Origin of the sequence: Clostridiisalibacter paucivorans DSM 22131 (genome assembly GCF_000620125.1) — a bacterium.
Classification (GTDB): domain Bacteria; phylum Bacillota; class Clostridia; order Tissierellales; family Clostridiisalibacteraceae; genus Clostridiisalibacter; species Clostridiisalibacter paucivorans.
In genome coordinates this window covers 1-1,352 of record NZ_JHVL01000090.1, presented here as the reverse complement: position 1 = coordinate 1,352, position 1,352 = coordinate 1, and the positions used below count along the sequence as shown (strand labels likewise).

The 1,352-nt window shown below is 31.2% G+C and carries 1 protein-coding gene; it reads left to right on the top strand.

Going from position 1 to position 1,352, the window contains the following annotated elements; all coding sequences use genetic code 11:
• Positions 1 to 91: 91 nt before the first annotated feature.
• Positions 92 to 1,312 (top strand): IS256 family transposase, encoded by a 1,221-nt coding sequence (locus tag Q326_RS0114850; protein ID WP_026896068.1) that lies wholly within the window; start codon positions 92 to 94, stop codon positions 1,310 to 1,312.
• Positions 1,313 to 1,352 lie beyond the last annotated feature (40 nt).

Below are 1,352 nucleotides of genomic sequence, written 5' to 3'. Positions count from 1 at the left end.
GGTAATGTAAAAAAATGTGTGCTTTTGTGAAAAAAATTACTCCTTTCTGGCAATAATTAGAATAATAATTAAACCAGAAAGGAGTTTTGTTATGAGTACATTACCAAAAGAAGTTTTAAGAGATATGATTAAAGGGGGAAATTTAAAAACATCAGATGATCTCCATTCATTCCTTAAAGAAATGTTTAAGGATGCTCTACAGGAAATGCTTGAGGCTGAGTTAGATATAGAACTAGGATATGACAAAGGAGATAAGAAAAACAAAAGAACTAATAACCGAAGAAATGGTCACACACAAAAGAATCTAAAAACAAAGTTTGGTGAGATGGAAATACGAGTTCCTAGAGATAGAAATGGTGAATTTGAGCCCATAGCTGTACCTAAGAATGTAAGGAATATATCAGGCATAGAAGAACAAGTAATATCTCTATATGCCAAAGGTATGTCTACCAGGGATATCCATGATCAATTAAATGATATTTATGGCATTGAGCTCTCGGCAGAGATGGTTAGTAAAATAACTGATAAGATAATACCCCGTGTTAAAGAATGGCAAAATAGAGTTCTTAAGCCTGTTTATCCTTTTGTTTTTATGGATGCTATTCACTATAAAGTTAGAGAAGAAGGTCATATTAAGAGTAAAGCTGCCTATGTAGTTTTAGGTATAGATTTAGATGGATTTAAAGATATTTTAGGTATTTGGATAGGGGAAAGTGAGTCTTCAAAGTTTTGGTTAGGAGTACTTAATGAATTGAAAAATAGAGGTTTAGAGGATGTTCTAATATTTAGTGTAGATGGATTAACTGGATTAAAGGAAGCTATTAATGCAGCTTATCCTAAATCTGAAATTCAAAGGTGTGTCATACATCAACTTAGAAACTCCTTTAAATATGTATCTTACAAACATAGAAAAGAATTTGCAAAGGACTTTAAGACAGTATATACAGCTATTAATGAAGAAGAAGCTTTAGAAAATTTATTTAAGGTGAAAGAAAAATGGGATAATAAGTATCCCTTTGCTATTAAGAGCTGGGAAGCTAACTGGGATGTATTATCACCCTTCTTTAAGTTTCCGAAGGATGTTAGAAAGATTATGTATACTACTAATATAATTGAGAGTTTACATCGTCAATTTAGAAAAGTAACTAAGGCAAAATCAGTGTTTCCTTCTGATCAATCCCTTGAAAAAATGCTTTATTTGGCGGGGCAAAATGTAATGAAGAAATGGAACAGAAACTATAAAAACTGGGACTTAGTCCTTAATCAACTAATGATATTCTTTAAAGACAGAATAGATGCTTTTGTTCTGTAAGTTATCATTAGAAACCATTTCTTCATTAATAAAGATTATT

What these genes read in the sequence shown, in the direction of transcription:
- Q326_RS0114850 (WP_026896068.1), top strand. Translation starts at nt 92, where the DNA reads ATGAGTACATTACCAAAAGAAGTTTTAAGAGATATGATTAAAGGGGGA.